The 13,039-nt window shown below is 36.2% G+C and carries 16 protein-coding genes; all 16 read left to right on the top strand.

The genetic code is table 11. From position 1 onward, the window contains the following. Positions 1-14 precede the first annotated feature (14 nt). The 16 genes from corA to KKC17_00675 all read left to right on the top strand — a co-directional run bounded on the left by corA (position 15) and on the right by KKC17_00675 (position 13,038). A complete protein-coding gene (gene corA, locus KKC17_00750) occupies positions 15-1,025 on the top strand; it encodes a magnesium/cobalt transporter CorA (GenBank protein MBU1038754.1) in 1,011 nt (336 codons plus the stop codon). Positions 1,026-1,040: 15 nt separating this feature from the next. Continuing rightward, positions 1,041-2,078, top strand: a complete 1,038-nt coding sequence (locus KKC17_00745; protein MBU1038753.1) for a type II toxin-antitoxin system death-on-curing family toxin — start codon at positions 1,041-1,043, stop codon at positions 2,076-2,078. A gap of 14 nt (positions 2,079-2,092) precedes the next feature. After that, positions 2,093-2,671 (top strand): hypothetical protein, encoded by a 579-nt coding sequence (locus KKC17_00740; GenBank protein MBU1038752.1) that lies wholly within the window; start codon positions 2,093-2,095, stop codon positions 2,669-2,671. Then, entirely contained in the window at positions 2,664-3,380 is a 717-nt protein-coding gene (locus KKC17_00735; GenBank protein ID MBU1038751.1) for a DNA alkylation repair protein, read from the top strand. Before KKC17_00740 ends, KKC17_00735 begins: the two co-directional genes overlap by 8 nt. Positions 3,381-3,457: 77 nt before the next feature. Further along, entirely contained in the window at positions 3,458-4,267 is an 810-nt protein-coding gene (locus KKC17_00730; protein MBU1038750.1) for an RsiV family protein, read from the top strand. Then, positions 4,264-4,629 carry a phage holin family protein gene (locus KKC17_00725; protein MBU1038749.1) on the top strand — a complete coding sequence of 122 codons (366 nt, stop codon included), beginning with the start codon at positions 4,264-4,266 and terminating at the stop codon, positions 4,627-4,629. The genes KKC17_00730 and KKC17_00725 overlap by 4 nt, the downstream gene beginning before the upstream one ends. A 35-nt stretch (positions 4,630-4,664) precedes the next feature. Beyond that, a complete protein-coding gene (locus KKC17_00720; GenBank protein MBU1038748.1) occupies positions 4,665-5,303 on the top strand; it encodes a VTT domain-containing protein in 639 nt (212 codons plus the stop codon). A gap of 121 nt (positions 5,304-5,424) precedes the next feature. Continuing rightward, on the top strand, positions 5,425-6,705 hold the full coding sequence (locus KKC17_00715) for a hypothetical protein (GenBank protein ID MBU1038747.1): 1,281 nt from the start codon (positions 5,425-5,427) through the stop codon (positions 6,703-6,705). 474 nt (positions 6,706-7,179) lie between these two features. Continuing rightward, positions 7,180-8,469, top strand: coding sequence for an asparagine--tRNA ligase (gene asnS, locus KKC17_00710; GenBank protein ID MBU1038746.1), 1,290 nt, complete (start codon positions 7,180-7,182; stop codon positions 8,467-8,469). A 32-nt stretch (positions 8,470-8,501) separates the two neighbouring features. After that, positions 8,502-9,920, top strand: coding sequence for an aspartate--tRNA ligase (aspS, locus tag KKC17_00705; protein ID MBU1038745.1), 1,419 nt, complete (start codon positions 8,502-8,504; stop codon positions 9,918-9,920). Between the two features lie 5 nt (positions 9,921-9,925). Continuing rightward, positions 9,926-10,474 carry a GNAT family N-acetyltransferase gene (locus KKC17_00700; GenBank protein ID MBU1038744.1) on the top strand — a complete coding sequence of 183 codons (549 nt, stop codon included), beginning with the start codon at positions 9,926-9,928 and terminating at the stop codon, positions 10,472-10,474. Further along, on the top strand, positions 10,461-11,123 hold the full coding sequence (locus KKC17_00695; GenBank protein ID MBU1038743.1) for a phosphohydrolase: 663 nt from the start codon (positions 10,461-10,463) through the stop codon (positions 11,121-11,123). Before KKC17_00700 ends, KKC17_00695 begins: the two co-directional genes overlap by 14 nt. A gap of 5 nt (positions 11,124-11,128) precedes the next feature. Then, positions 11,129-11,452, top strand: a complete 324-nt coding sequence (locus tag KKC17_00690; protein ID MBU1038742.1) for a hypothetical protein — start codon at positions 11,129-11,131, stop codon at positions 11,450-11,452. Between the two features lie 4 nt (positions 11,453-11,456). Beyond that, positions 11,457-11,750, top strand: coding sequence for a hypothetical protein (locus tag KKC17_00685; GenBank protein MBU1038741.1), 294 nt, complete (start codon positions 11,457-11,459; stop codon positions 11,748-11,750). A gap of 24 nt (positions 11,751-11,774) precedes the next feature. Continuing rightward, the gene (locus KKC17_00680; protein ID MBU1038740.1) at positions 11,775-12,335 is read left to right on the top strand and encodes a YbaK/EbsC family protein; all 561 of its coding nucleotides are present in this window, start codon (positions 11,775-11,777) and stop codon (positions 12,333-12,335) included. Between the two features lies 1 nt (position 12,336). Next, positions 12,337-13,038: a segregation/condensation protein A gene (locus tag KKC17_00675; protein MBU1038739.1), complete on the top strand. Its 702-nt coding sequence runs from the start codon at positions 12,337-12,339 to the stop codon at positions 13,036-13,038. The last annotated feature ends 1 nt before the right edge of the window (position 13,039 follow it).

Below are 13,039 nucleotides of genomic sequence, written 5' to 3'. Positions count from 1 at the left end.
TTTACTTTTATTTTATGTCTAATCTAACTAAGACAGCTGATAAGCAACCCAACTTTAGAGTTTTTGAATACGATAAAAATAATTGTCAAAAACGAGAATTAAAATCTTTGCCCGATATGGCCACATTGGTAGCAACTCCCAGTTTGGTTTGGTTAGATGTGGTTGACGGAATTAACTTAGATATTTTAGCTAATTTAGCCAAGCAGCTTAAGTGGCATCATTTGGTAACGGAGTCTCTTAGTAATTCTCAACAAAGGCCCAAATTGGAAGACTATGGTGACTATTTGTTTTTGACTTTTAAAATGGTTTTTTATAATGTCGATAGTAAAAAAATTTCAGCGGAGCAGATAAGTTTGGTGGTGGGTAAAAATTATCTAGTTTCTTTTCAAGATAATCCGCAAGATGTTTTTGAAAAATTACGCGCCGTTTTATTAACAGATGATAGTCGTTTACGTAAAAATGGCATTGATTATTTGGCTTACGCTTTGACTGATGCCGTGGTGGATAATTATTTTTTAATTTTGGAAAAAATCGGTGAGCAGATTGAAGCTTTAGAAAATAAATTAGTGGATAAGCCGTTGCCCAGTACAGCACGGATTGTTCATGGACTTAGGCGGCAGTTAATATTATTGCGTAAAGCCGTCTGGCCCTTGCGGGAAGTGGTGTCTACCCTAGAAAGATCGGATTCTAATTTAATTCAAAAACATACAAAACCTTATTTAAGGGAGCTATACGATCACACTGTTCAGGTTATGGATTCCCTAGAAACTTACCGCGACATGGTTTTAGGATTGTTGGACGTTTATTTATCCAGCGAGAGTAATCGTTTAAATGAAGTTATGAAAGTTCTTACGATTATTGCCACTATTTTTATACCTTTAACTTTTATCGTTGGTGTTTACGGCATGAATTTTAAGTATATGCCGGAACTTAGTTCACCTTATGGTTATCCCGCGGTGTGGTTGGTTATTGTGGTGGTGGCCGGTTTTATGTTGGCTTATTTTAAAAGAAAAAAATGGTTGTAGGATATAAAAATATTTATGGCCACTAGTAAAGATAACAAATCAATAGTCAATCGAGGTGAAGTTATTATTTATCAACCAACAGGTAAAATTTCTTCTTTAGAAGTTCGTTTAAATAAAGATACGGTTTGGTTAACCTTGCAACAAATGGCCGATTTATTTAATCGGGATAAGTCGGTAATTTCCCGCCATTTAACCAATATTTATAAGGAAAAGGAGCTTAACAAGTCGGCAACTGTTGCCAAATATGCAACAGTTCAAAATGAGGGAAATCGTCAGATAAAACGCGCTTTAGAGTATTATAATTTAGATGCCATTATTTCTGTGGGCTATCGGGTTAATTCCAAACAGGGGACTAGATTTAGAGTTTGGGCCAGTAAGGTTTTAAAAGACCATTTAGTGCAAGGTTTTACTCTTAATCAAAATCGTCTTAAAGACCAAACTGGTTTAAGTTTTAAAAAATTAGAGCAAGCGGTTAGTGTTTTACAAAATACTTTACTTAATCGTTATTTAGACAGAGAAGAGGCGATTGGTTTGCTTCAAGTTATAACCGATTATACTCAGTCTTGGTTATTGCTTCACAGTTACGATCAAGGTGTTTTACCGGCCTTGGCTAAGGAGTTGCAAAACATTAAATATCGTTTGTCCTATGATCAGGCGGTGCCGGCTATCAGTGAGTTAAAGAATCAATTGGTTGATAAAAAGCAGGCTAGCGACTTATTTGGTTTGGATAAAAGTAATTCTTTAGTTGGTATTTTAGCAGCTGTTAACCAAACTTATGCTGGCCGGGAACTTTATTTTAGTTTAGAAGATAAAGCAGCTCATCTTTTTTATTTAATTATTAAGGATCATCCTTTTGTGGATGGTAATAAAAGAATCGCTTCTTTTTTGTTAATAATATATTTGGCTAGGAATAATTATTTACTAAATAAAAAAGGCCAAAGGAAAATAGCCGATACTACTTTGGTAGCTTTGGCTTTATTGGTGGCTTCCAGCCAGCCCAAACAAAAGGATATAATGATTCAGTTAGTTAAACATTTTATTTCGGTTGAATAATTAAAGGTGTTTTTATGAAAGGTCAAGTTTTGATTTTAAAAGCGAAAGAATTAATGAGGCGTCAAACAGTTAAGAATGGTGCGCCAGCCTGGGCCTTAACAGAGTTGGCTGTTAAAAAAGGATTCATTTTGTCTAAAAAACATAAAGTGAGATCTGATCTAGTTATAGCAGCTTTGTATTTGGCACATACGGTTTTTTCTAAGGTTATTAAAGGCCGGATACAAAAGAAGCATACTGTTTTGAGCGCTTTTTATGTTGAACCAATTTTAAAAAAGTGGGGAGTAAGTAAGTCTGATAGAATTATAATAATTAATTCAATCAAGGCACATCATGGCAAAGAGCCGACACTTTCTTTGATTGCCGAGGTGGTAAAAAATGCTGAATGTTTTAAGTTTATTACTGTGGAGGGATTTTTAATAGAATTGCATGAATTGGGTAGGCGGGGACTGTCTTTGGCCCAGGCGATTGATTTTGCTGAATATAAAATGAAACAAAAATTATCTTATTTAACTTTAAAAGATTGCCAAAAGGAGGCTAAGTTAAATGTTAAACAAATAAGAAAATTATTAAATCAAGTTAGATCTCATGGTTAAACAAAAGTTAATAAAGGAAATTATTAGTCAATTAAAAAAACGATCCCAGCCTGGTAAAGCTTTGGTTTTACAAAGTTTTTTTAAGACCGGGCCGGGTCAGTATGCCGCCGGGGATATTTTTTGGGGGGTGACCGTGCCGGAAATTAGGTATTTGGTAAAGCAATATTATTCTTTATGTAGTTTAGTAGAAGTAAAAATTTTATTAAGCTCGCCGATTCACGAGCAACGTTTGTTAGCTTTATTAATTTTGGTAAAGATTTTTGAATCAGCCGATGTTAAGTTAAGAAAAAAGATTTATGATTTTTATTTTCAAAATTGGCGATTTGTAAATAATTGGGATTTGGTGGATTTGTCAGCTGATAAAATATTGGGTGCTTACTTATTTACTAGATCACGTCGACCATTGTATAAGATGGCTAAATCAGCAAATTTATGGCGCCGGCGCCAAGCTATTTTAGCTACTTTTTATTTTATTAAACAGCAGGAAGCCCAAGACACTTTGGTTTTGGCTAAAATATTGCTTAATGATCAGCAGGATTTAATTCATAAAGCGGTTGGCTGGATGTTAAGAGAGGTTGGTAAAAGATGCGGTCAAGTTGTGTTGGAAGATTTTTTAGAAATTAATTATCGTTTAATGCCCCGTACCATGTTGCGTTATGCCATTGAACGTTTACCAGAGAAAAAACGTCGTAAATACTTATACGGTTAATTAGGTTTGGCTAATCTTAGCCTAAAATAAACTTAATTGATTAAAAGGGGTTGTTAGTCGTGCTAAAATGTCTTTAGATGGAGATTAAAAATAATTTTGATTATAAGAAAATTAAACCTACTATAGTTTTGCTGGTAGTGTTGTTATTGGGCAGTTTAGGCTATTGGTTAGGCCAAAATCGTTCCAGTTATCAACCAGGCCAGAATTTATCTTATGTAACCAAAACTATTGAGGAGGGGACAGACCAAACATCTTACTATGTTAAAGTAGCTTATCCTTTTTTTACTGCCGAGGAAGTTGATTCAACGATTTTGAATGAATTAGCTTATCAGGCCGCTGTTAAACAAATAACTACTTTTAAACAAGAATTATCCGATTGGGATGGTGCCAGGGTTAGCCCAGAAGATTTTTATTCAAGTTCACTTAATGTAGATTATGATTTAAAACAAGCCACTACGATTTTGGTTAGTTGGCGTTTTAATATTTCCAACTATTTAACTGGCGCAGCTCACCCCAATAGTTTTTCGGAAACAGTTAACTATTCGGTTAAAGATAAAAAAATAATTGAATTAGCTGATTTATTTAAAAGCCAAACGAATTATCTGGAAATTTTATCCTCTTTGGCTATTTTAAATCTGGCCAGCCAACCAGATTTAAAAGATGATGATGGATTGTCGTTAACCCTTATTAAACAAGGAGCGGCACCTACTTTGGCTAATTTTTCTAAATTTACAATCCAACCAGTCGGGTTGGAATTGTATTTTGATCCTTATCAAGTGGCGGCTTATGCGGCCGGCTTAAGAACAGTTATAATTCCTTGGATTGAATTAGAGGGAGTATTATCTAATCAGGTGCGAACTTTAGTTGATATAAAAAATAATTTATGAATTTTTTAAGATATTGGTTAATTAATACTTTAGTGATAGTCGCTTTATCTTATATTTTACCGGGCATCCATTTAACGAGCCTAGTGGCTGCTTTGGCCACAGCCTTGGTTTTAGGTTTAATTAATGTTTTCTTAAAGCCTTTTTTGATAGTATTAACTTTGCCCATAACTTTATTAACTTTTGGCTTGTTTGCTTTGATGCTTAATGCTTTATTAATAACTTTAACCGCTTGGCTGGTGCCGGGTTTTGCTGTGGATAGTTTTTTATCAGCTTTATTGTTTAGCTTGTTATTAAGTTTAATTTCTTGGTTAGTGCAAAATAATCGATTGAATCAACGCTCTAGGCCTTTAGCTGGTTTATAAATAGAAGAGGATTTAGTTGTGTTAATATCTAAGTTATGGATTTAAGAGATTTTATAATTGCTGCTGGATATTTAGGCTTGTGGTTGGTTATTTTTGCCGAGTCAGGTGTTTTGGTGGGAATTTTTTTTCCTGGTGACAGTTTGCTTTTTACCGCCGGTTTGTTAGCGGCCCAGGGTTATTTTGATATTGGCTGGTTGGTTATACTGTGTTTTAGTGCGGCTGTTTTAGGTGATAGTGTTGGTTATACGTTTGGTAAGAGGGTCGGTCGTAATTTTTTTACTAGACCGGATTCATTCTTTTTTAAGCAAGAGCGTTTGGAACAAGCCAAAGCGTTTTATCAGACGCACGGTGGTAAGACTATTATATTAGCCAGGTTTATTCCTGGTGTTCGTACCTTGGCGCCGATTTTGGCTGGTATTGGTGGCATGCACTATCGGACTTTTATTGTTTATAATTTAGTCGGTGGTTTTTTTTGGGCCATTGGTGTAACTATTTTGGGTTATTATTTGGGTACTATTTTGCCCCAGGCAGATAAGTATTTATTGCTAATAATTTTGGCTATAATTGTTTTTTCTGTTTTACCTGTTTTGTGGCAATTATTGGGCGATAGTAAAAGTCGTCAAGTCTTTAAAAGATGGTTTAAACAAAAAATTTTAAACCGTAAAGTTGAATAGCTATAAGTTGTTTACCAGTTAGCGGTCTTGACTAATACCCAAAATTGGTAGTTTGTTGTTGATATTTTGTGTTAAAGTTGTTTACTTTATTTAGGTCAATTGTTACAATCAGAAATCAGTTATGTCTAAAATTAAAAGAAAAACAATTTGTGTTGATTGTGGTTCAGCGCCAACTTCTCATCGTTTAGCTTGGTGGACCAGTTTGATTGATCAACTACTTAAGCCCTATATAAAAGTTTTGGAGAAAATCGCTGTCTTTTTTCAGCCACTTAGGCTTAGTCGGGCTTGGCATAAGTTGGCTTATACAATTATGTTGGGAACCGCCCGATTGGGTTTAGCGGAGATAGTTGAAGATTTAAGACCCGATCATAATTCACGTACTAAAGTTTTGTGGCAAGAGGCTTTAAGGCGCGGTATTGTTTTAAAAGAGTGGCGTTTGTTTAAAAGACCAACTGATATAATGGTAGCTAGTCTAAACGGTCATTATTATATTTTTGACGGCTTACCTCGACCAGTTGGTCCAACAATTGGTTTATCTTGGATGGATGACAAGGCTATTATGCGCCAAAAATTTCAGGCGGCTGGTTTACCGATTGCTCGTGGCGGTAGCGCGGTTTTAGTAAAAAAAGCCCTTAGTATTTTTGATAAGTTAGGTGGTCCTTTAATCGTTAAACCAAGGTTTGGTTCCAGAAGTCGTCATACTTTTAGTAATATTATGACCCGTAGTCAATTGGTTAAGGCTTTTTATTCAGCGCAAAAAATTAGCCCCTGGGTGATAATTGAAGAGCAGTTAACAGGTGAAGTTCATCGAGCTACGGTAATTAAATTAAAATTGCAAGCCGTAGCTCGCCGGGAATTAGCCAGTGTATTAGGCGACGGTTTAAGTACTATTGATCAATTGGTTGATCAGATTAATCAGCAAAAGTCTGGTCAAGCGGAAGTTTTTTCCCCAGTGATTAAAAATCAGGAGACAGAATCAGAATTAACTAGCCAAGGCTATAATTGGTTATCGGTGCCCGGGCCAGGAACTAGGGTTTTTTTAAATCGCAAAGTTAATCGTGGTTTGGGTGGCGCGACTATTGAAGTAACCGATCAGGTTCATCCGCAAAACAGGTTATTATTCGAACGAGCAGCCAGTGTGGTAGCTGATTCAATTATCGGTTTTGATATGATTTTGGAGGATATTAGTCGGCCTTGGCAAGAACAGCCGGGTTCAGGAATAATTGAATGCAATAGTTTACCTTTTATTGATTTGCATCATTTTCCTTTAAGAGGGAATCCTCAGAATGTGGCGGCGGCGATTTGGGATTTAATTTGGCCACTTCGGGTAGTAGTAGATCCTGTAAAAGAGGTAGCAAATAATCCCGACCATCTGTCATACCCTTATCGTAAAGATGTTTAAAAGGGTGACTTTCTGCTGTATATTCGTAGTGTCCTCTAATTTCACCGTCTAAAAATAGTCGAACGTGATATTGGTAAATTGTTTTAACGATTTTCCGCATATTTAATATTTCGTCTGGATCTATCCAAGCCAAATAATCATCGCTGAAGCCAGCCAAGTTTAATTTGGTCCGCAAAGATTTTTTAGTTAGTCCAGGTTTTAATTTACCTAATAGGTGAGGCTGTCTGGTCGAATGTTTAATAAATCCCAAGAAAACCCAAAAATCTCTGACTGACGGGAAGATTGGTTCGAATAATTTCCAAGTTAATTGTTTTATTTTTTCTAGCATACTTAAGCTTAATGAGATTTAGAATAACACAAGCTAGGAATAAGAGTAAGAGTTTTTAGTAATTGATAATTAGTTTAGATTTAAGATCTTAATTTTAAGGAGTATTTTTTGCCAATTTAAAGGAAAAATAGTATACTATGGTGACTATGCAGTATGTTAAATCCCATCAATTAAAGGATTTTTTAGGTCAAACAGTCGAAATTAAGGGCTGGCTGGTTAATAGTCGATCTTCGGGTAAAATTTGGTTTTTGCAAGTTAGAGATGGTTTTGGTTTTAGCCAAGTGGTAGTAGATGCCGCTAAGGTGGCGGCTGCTAGTTTAGTTGATTGTCAGGCTTTAACTATAGAGTCGTCTTTAAGTGTGGTGGGGGTGGTCGCTAAGCATCCTAAATTGGAACAGTATGAATTGCAGGCTACGGAGGTAAAAATAATTTCTTTAGCTGCCGAATATCCCATAAGCAAAAAAGAGCATGGCCCGGATTTTTTGTTGGACAATCGTCATTTGTGGTTAAGATCATCTAGGCAATGGGCAATTCAGCGAGTTCGTAATACCATTATTAACGCCACCTTTAGTTATTTGAACAGTCAGGGGTTTATTAAATTTGATTCACCAATTTTAACACCCACAGCTTGTGAGGGTACAACTAGTTTATTTGAATTGGATTATTTTGGCGAGCCAGCTTATTTAACTCAATCTGGGCAGTTGTATTTGGAAGCGGCTATTAGTTCCTTGGGGCGAGTATTTGATTTTGGGCCGGTTTTTCGGGCAGAAAAATCCAAGACCCGTCGGCATTTAATAGAATTTTGGATGATGGATGCCGAGGCAGCTTTTGTTGAACATGAAGACAATTTAAAAATTCAAGAAGCTTTAATAATTTTTATTGTTCAAGCTGTTTTGCGAGATAATTTAACTGAGTTACAAATCTTGGAACGTGATTTAACTCCTTTGCAAAATATTAAGGCACCATTTTACAGATTAACTCACCTTGAAGCCGTTAATAAATTAAGACAGCAGGGTAGCGACATAGGTGATTTGGATGATTTAGGAGCGGATGATGAAACAATTTTGACTAAAATGTATGATCGGCCGGTTTTTGTGGAAAAATATCCAGCCGAGGTTAAGGCTTTTTATATGAAGCGGGATCCAAGTGATCCAACTAGAGTGCTGAACGCTGATTTGTTGGCTCCGGAAGGTTATGGTGAAATAATTGGCGGTAGTCAGCGTGAAGATAATTATGAAGAATTAAAAAAACGGATGTTGGAACATAATTTATCACTCAGTGATTTTGGTTGGTATTTAGATTTAAGAAAGTATGGTTCAGTGCCGCATTCTGGTTTTGGTTACGGTTTGGAAAGAATTGTGGCTTGGCTGTGTGGTTTAAAGCATATTCGAGAAAGCATTCCGTTTCCCAGATTGCTTAACAGGTTAAGGCCGTAATTTTATATTCTAGATTTTTACTTCTATATCTTATGCAACGTATTTTTATTAAAGAAGCGGTTAATAAAATAGGAGAGCAAGTCTTACTGAAAGGCTGGGTTAATGGTCGGCGTAATTTGGGTAAAATGATTTTTATTGATTTACGTGATACCTCTGGTTTGGTTCAGGTGGTTATTTCTCCTAATTTATCCCAAGAGTCTTTAGTGGCGGCCAAAGAAATACGTCCGGAGTATGTAGTAGCGGTGCAGGGTACTGTTAAAACTCGAGAGAGTGGCCGAGAGAACACAGCTTTAACCAGTGGAGCTATTGAAATAGAAGCTAGTCAAATAACTATAATAAATTCAGCTAAAACTCCGCCCTTTGAAATAGCCAACGAGGATAGGCAAGCCAGCGAAGAATTAAGGTTAAAGTACCGTTATTTAGATTTACGACACGAACGGATGTCGCGTAATATTAAATTACGGGGTCAGATTATTAATTATGTAATTGATTATTTAACAGCCAAAGATTTTACTTATATCCAAACACCCATTTTATCTAAATCTACTCCAGAAGGTGCTCGGGATTATTTAGTGCCTTCGCGGGTGCATCCAGGACAATTTTTTGCTTTACCCCAATCACCTCAGCAATATAAACAGTTATTAATGGTGGCTGGGTTTGAAAGGTATTTTCAAATAGCCCCTTGTTTTAGGGATGAAGATGCGCGGGCCGATCGTAGTCCGGGGGAATTTTATCAAATTGATATGGAAACATCTTTTATGTCCCAGGATGAGTTGCTTAGTTTAACAGAAGAGATGTTTACTTCTTTGGTTAAAAAACTTTTTCCAGATAAATATTTTTCTACCATGCCCTGGCCTCGGTTAAAATATCAAGAAGTTATGGCCCAATATGGTACTGACAAACCAGACTTACGGCAAAATAAGGAGGATGTTAATGAATTAGCCTTTGCTTGGATAGTGGATTTTCCTTTATTCAATAAACAGACAACAGAAGATTTTTTTCACGGTTCAGGTCAAAGCGTTTGGGCGCCGTCGCATCATATGTTTACTAGACCCAAAGAAGAGGATGTGCCCTGGCTGGACACGGATCCGGGGCGGGTGCGGTCTTATCAGCATGATTTAGTTTTGAATGGTTTGGAAGTCGGTGGCGGCAGCTTGCGTATCCACGAAGCTCAGATTCAGGAAAAAATTTGGGATTTGATTGGATTTTCTGTTGAGCAAAAACAGCAGTTTAGTCATTTGATTGAAGCTTTTCAATATGGCGTACCGCCACATGGCGGTATTGCGCCGGGTTTGGATCGTTTGGTTTCAATTTTATGCGGCGAAAAGAATATTCGGGAAGTCATTGCTTTTCCCTTAACCGGTGACGTCCGGGATCCGTTAATGGGCGCGCCTAGCCAGGTTGATCCCGCACAACTTGTTGAATTGGGTATTAATTTTTCAAAAAAATAGTTGTCATGGTTTTACAAGGAAAAAAAGTTCAGTTGCGTCCGTTAAAATTGTCTGATTATAAGTGGCTTTATAAGTTAATTAATGATCAGCGGGTTAACCGTTTTTTACTAACCAGCGGTGTAAAGACTTTAGCTGCCGAAAAAGCCAAAGTTGCTAAAATGATTAAAGATAAAAAATCATACCATTTTATTATTGAAACTAATGTTAGCCAGGAACCAATTGGTATTATGACTTTGGGTCATATTGTTAAAGAACATGGTCGCGCTTCCACCGGAGCTTTTATAGCTAAAGCTTTTTGGAATAAGGGTTATGGTAGCGATGCTAAAATGACGCTTTTAAAATTTGCTTATACAAAACTCGGTTTGAATCGGATAGAAAGCTATGTTTATAAAAATAATCCCCGTAGTTTGCAATACAGTTTAAAATGTGGTTATAAGTTAGAAGGTTGTTTACGGCAGAGAGTTAAGAAGGGGCAAGAGTTTAAAGATGAATATGTTTTATCTGTTTTAAAAAAGGATTGGTTAAAAATAGCAAAAAAATATGATTACCTTTGAAGATATAAAAAGTAACCCTTATATAACGGAATATATTCAGCAGACTCAGGATTATATGGCCTGGTTAGGTTTTACCGACCATGGTTTTAAGCATGTGGCCATTGTGGCCGAGCGGGCTCAAGCTTTGGCTCAGGCCGTTAAATTACCTAAACGCCAACAGGAATTGTCGGCTATGGCTGGTTGGTGCCATGATATGGCTAATTTTTTGGGTCGGACTCAGCATCATTATTGGGCGGGTATAATGTTTCATGAAACTTTTCGTGACAAAATGACTCCTCGAGATTTAGCTGTAGTTACGCAGGCCATTGTGGCTCACGATAAAGATGAGATAAAAATTCCTAGCAAAATAGCAGCTTGTTTGATTATTGCCGATAAATCGGATGTTCGGCGTAGTCGCGTTATTAATCCCAGCCCAGCTAATTTAAAAAAAGATATTCACGACCGTCTTAATTACGCAGTGACTGACAATCAATTAAAAATTGATGCTAAAAATAAGATTGTTACTTTAAAATTGATTATTGATGTTAATCGAGCTCCTTTGATGGAATATTTTCAAATTTTTAGCGAACGGATGGCTTATTGTCGTAAAGCGGCTGAGGTGTTGGGTTGGCGTTTTGGTATAGTTATTAATCATGTTAAGTTGTTGTAATTTTTATGCATTTTTCGGCTTTACAAAAATATATTTTGAAAAGCTGTTATTTAAATTCTACAGCTAAGGTGCCGCGTTTGGTTTTTATGAAGTATTATCAAAATTTAACTAAAGCACCTAAGCATGATGCCCAAGTGGGTAGTGTAACTAAAAGTTTGGAAAGTTTAATTGATCGTTCTTTGTTAAAAGGTTATGGCGTGCGTACACCTAGGAAATGGTTTATTAGTGAGATTAAATTAACGGCCGTGGGCAAAAAAGTGGCCAAGCGTTTAATAGGCCAACAGCCACCCTTACCCCTGCCTTTAAAAAAATTAATACTTAAAAAGTAAAATTATGGCCGGATTAATTCAAAAAGTTTTGTCTTGGTTGGGTGTTATGGGCACAATTGTGGCTTCTTATGTCACTTTACCAAAAATAACCATTCCTTTGGGTAATAATCAGGTTTGGCGCTTGGATCAGGATTTGCCAACTTGGGCTTTAGGGCTTTTGGTTGTTATATTGGTGGTGGTGGTGTTAAAGGTAGTAACCCATATTTTATGGCGGCTAGTTATTGGGGTGGTTATTTTAGCTTTAATCGGTTTAATTTTGTCTCGTTTTTTAAATGTTCCCTTACCAACAACTTTTTAAATTAATCATTAATCATAAATTAATATGAAAATACCAAGTAAAATAACCAATTTTTTAACAAAAAATAAAGTACCTTATGAGGTGGCTTTGCATCGGACTGTTTATACGGCTTATGATTTAGCTCAAACCATGAAAAAAGAAATGGACAAGGTTTTAAAAACCTTGGTTGTTAAAGCTGATAAATCGTATATTTTGGTGGTGGTGCCAGCTTCTTTTCGGTTGGATTTGTCAGCTTTAAAAAAAATGCTTAAAGCTAAGGCGGTTAAAATAGAAAAAGAACAAATTATGCCCAAGTTGTTTAAAATTAAGGCTGGAGCTATTAGCCCTTTTTATGGTCCGTTGCATAAGATGCCGGTTTATGTGGATAAAGCTGTTTTAAAAACACAAAAAGCTTTGGTGCAGGCTGGTAGTTTTGAAGAATCATTGCATTTAAAAAGTCGGGATTTAATAAAAGTCGTTGAAGGCGTAGTAGGTAATTTTGCTAAGAAGCATTACTTTGCTAAAGTTAAAAAGGCTAAAAACAAAACGACTAGTAAAAAACCAAAGATTAAAAAAGTTGTTAAATCTAAGAAGACTAAGAAATAACATGAGTTATCAAATAACTTTAGAAAAATTTCAAGGCCCCTTACACCTCCTGCTCCAACTTATCGAGCAGGAGGAGCTTGATATAACCGAAGTTTCTTTGGCTCAAGTGACAGATCAGTATATGTCTTATTTAAGCCAGGTAGAAGAACTTAATCCTGAAGAGGTGGCGGATTTTTTGGTGATAGCGGCTAAGTTACTTTTTATAAAATCTCGTTTGTTATTACCCAGTTTGCAGTTGGGCGACGAGCAGGAGGCCAAAGAATTAGAAGCTCAATTAAAATTGTATCGTGAATATTTAGTGGCTAGTAATTATTTGGCCAAACGCTGGCAGGCAGGCCAGATTTCTTTTGGTCGACCAAAACCTTTATTTATTAAATCGGTTGATAAGTTCATACCACCAGCCAACCTATCAGCTGAAAAAATGTCCGATGTTTGGCAGCATTTAATTTTATCTTTAGAACCTTTAATAAAATTGCCGGAAGTGGCTTTTAAGCGAGTTATTTCTATTCAAGAAAAAATAAATAATCTACGATTATTAATTAAAGAAAAAATTAATGTTGATTGGTTATCATTCGTTAAAGGGGCGCAGGATAAAACGGAAATGATTGTATCTTTTTTAGCCTTGTTAGAATTAGTTAAGCAACACCAGCTAGTGGCTGAACAAAGTGATTTATTCAGTAATATTAAAATTAGTAAGATTTAAG

The organism is Patescibacteria group bacterium (assembly GCA_018817715.1).
Taxonomy (GTDB): Bacteria; Patescibacteriota; Patescibacteriia; order Veblenbacterales; family UBA10138; genus JAHITT01.
This window is presented reverse-complemented; position numbering and strand designations above follow the sequence as displayed.

What these genes read in the sequence shown, in the direction of transcription:
- corA (MBU1038754.1), top strand. Translation starts at nt 15, where the DNA reads ATGTCTAATCTAACTAAGACAGCTGATAAGCAACCCAACTTTAGAGTT.
- KKC17_00745 (MBU1038753.1), top strand. Translation starts at nt 1,041, where the DNA reads ATGGCCACTAGTAAAGATAACAAATCAATAGTCAATCGAGGTGAAGTT.
- KKC17_00740 (MBU1038752.1), top strand. Translation starts at nt 2,093, where the DNA reads ATGAAAGGTCAAGTTTTGATTTTAAAAGCGAAAGAATTAATGAGGCGT.
- KKC17_00735 (MBU1038751.1), top strand. Translation starts at nt 2,664, where the DNA reads ATGGTTAAACAAAAGTTAATAAAGGAAATTATTAGTCAATTAAAAAAA.
- KKC17_00730 (MBU1038750.1), top strand. Translation starts at nt 3,458, where the DNA reads ATGGAGATTAAAAATAATTTTGATTATAAGAAAATTAAACCTACTATA.
- KKC17_00725 (MBU1038749.1), top strand. Translation starts at nt 4,264, where the DNA reads ATGAATTTTTTAAGATATTGGTTAATTAATACTTTAGTGATAGTCGCT.
- KKC17_00720 (MBU1038748.1), top strand. Translation starts at nt 4,665, where the DNA reads ATGGATTTAAGAGATTTTATAATTGCTGCTGGATATTTAGGCTTGTGG.
- KKC17_00715 (MBU1038747.1), top strand. Translation starts at nt 5,425, where the DNA reads ATGTCTAAAATTAAAAGAAAAACAATTTGTGTTGATTGTGGTTCAGCG.
- asnS (MBU1038746.1), top strand. Translation starts at nt 7,180, where the DNA reads ATGCAGTATGTTAAATCCCATCAATTAAAGGATTTTTTAGGTCAAACA.
- aspS (MBU1038745.1), top strand. Translation starts at nt 8,502, where the DNA reads ATGCAACGTATTTTTATTAAAGAAGCGGTTAATAAAATAGGAGAGCAA.
- KKC17_00700 (MBU1038744.1), top strand. Translation starts at nt 9,926, where the DNA reads ATGGTTTTACAAGGAAAAAAAGTTCAGTTGCGTCCGTTAAAATTGTCT.
- KKC17_00695 (MBU1038743.1), top strand. Translation starts at nt 10,461, where the DNA reads ATGATTACCTTTGAAGATATAAAAAGTAACCCTTATATAACGGAATAT.
- KKC17_00690 (MBU1038742.1), top strand. Translation starts at nt 11,129, where the DNA reads ATGCATTTTTCGGCTTTACAAAAATATATTTTGAAAAGCTGTTATTTA.
- KKC17_00685 (MBU1038741.1), top strand. Translation starts at nt 11,457, where the DNA reads ATGGCCGGATTAATTCAAAAAGTTTTGTCTTGGTTGGGTGTTATGGGC.
- KKC17_00680 (MBU1038740.1), top strand. Translation starts at nt 11,775, where the DNA reads ATGAAAATACCAAGTAAAATAACCAATTTTTTAACAAAAAATAAAGTA.
- KKC17_00675 (MBU1038739.1), top strand. Translation starts at nt 12,337, where the DNA reads ATGAGTTATCAAATAACTTTAGAAAAATTTCAAGGCCCCTTACACCTC.